The following is a 1,527-nucleotide window of genomic DNA, read 5'->3' on the forward strand; positions in this document are numbered from 1 at the left end:
TCGCCGGTGAGGGCGAATCGACCGGCGGTGGCGAGACCGCCGGGCAGGAGCAGGCCCCGGCCGAGGCGGTCGAGCCGGCCGCCGAGCCGACGGCCGCCGCCGAGGGCACCGCCGACGAGGTCGCCCAGGACGAGGCCCCGGCCGAGGAGCCGGCTCCGGCCGCCGCCTCGTCGGGCGAGGGCACCCCGGTGAAGATGCCGGCCCTGGGTGAGAGCGTCACCGAGGGTACTGTCACCCGCTGGCTCAAGCAGGTCGGCGAGACCATCGAGGTCGACGAGCCGCTGCTGGAGGTCTCCACCGACAAGGTGGACACCGAGATCCCGTCGCCGGTCGCCGGCACGGTGCTGGAGATCAAGGTCGCCGAGGACGAGACCGCAGCGGTCGGCGCCGACCTGGCGATCATCGGTGCCGCCGGCGGAGCCCCCGCCCAGGCCAAGCCGGAGCCGAAGCCCGAGCCGAAGGCGGAGGCCAAGCCGGCGCCGAAGGCCGAGCCGAAGCCGGAGCCGAAGGTCGAGGAGCCGACCCCCGGCATGTCGTACAACGAGCCCGCCGCGGAGACCGAGAGCTCGGCGCAGCCGGCCAAGACCGAGCAGGCCGCGCAGCCGGCCGCTGCCACCTCGACGCCGCCGCGTCCGTCCGCCCCGGCGCCGGGTGGCGGCGAGGAGGCCGCCGGGTACGTGACTCCGCTGGTGCGCAAGCTCGCCAGCGAGCACGGCGTCGACCTGGCCGCACTGAACGGCACCGGCGTGGGTGGCCGGATCCGCAAGCAGGACGTCCTCGACGCGGCCGAGAAGGCCAAGGCCGCCAAGGCCGCGCCGGCTCCGGCGGCACAGCCGACCGCCGCGCCGTCGGCGCCCGCACCGAAGCCGGCCGCCAAGCCGCAGCCCAGCGCGAAGCGGGGCACCACGGAGAAGCTCCCGCGGATCCGGGCGACCATCGCCAAGCGCATGCAGCAGTCGCTGCACGAGACGGCGCAGCTCACCACTGTCGTCGAGGTCGACGTCACCAAGGTCGCCAAGCTGCGGGCCCAGGCCAAGGACTCGTTCCTGGCCAAGCACGGCGTGAAGCTGTCCTTCCTGCCGTTCTTCGCCCTCGCCGCCATCGAGGCGCTGCAGACCCACCCGATCATCCAGGCCAGCATGGACCTGGACGGTGGCACGATCACCTACCCGGCCGCGGAGCACCTCGGCATCGCCGTGGACACCGAGCGCGGGCTGCTCGTGCCGGTCATCCACAACGCCGGTGACCTCAACATGGGCGGCATCGCCAAGCGGATCGCCGACCTGGCCGAGCGCACCCGGAACAACAAGATCACCCCAGACGAGATGGCCGGGGCGACCTTCACGCTGACCAACACGGGCAGCCGGGGCGCGCTCTTCGACACGCCGATCGTGCCGTCGCCGCAGTCGGCGATGCTCGGCACGGGCGCCGTGGTGAAGCGTCCGGTCGTGGTCAACGACCCGGAGCTGGGCGAGGTCATCGCGGTCCGGTCGATGGTCTACCTGGCCATGTCGTACGACCACCGCC

1 protein-coding gene is annotated in these 1,527 nt (G+C 73.5%); it reads left to right on the forward strand.

The genetic code is table 11. The annotated features are described in order from the left end of the window. A partial coding sequence (sucB, locus tag KBX53_RS32555; protein WP_210863695.1) for a 2-oxoglutarate dehydrogenase, E2 component, dihydrolipoamide succinyltransferase occupies window positions 1–1,527 on the forward strand: 1,527 nt, incomplete at both ends.

The sequence above is a fragment of the Micromonospora sp. M51 genome, from assembly GCF_018070305.1.
In the GTDB taxonomy this organism is placed as follows: Bacteria; Actinomycetota; Actinomycetes; order Mycobacteriales; family Micromonosporaceae; genus Micromonospora; species Micromonospora parva.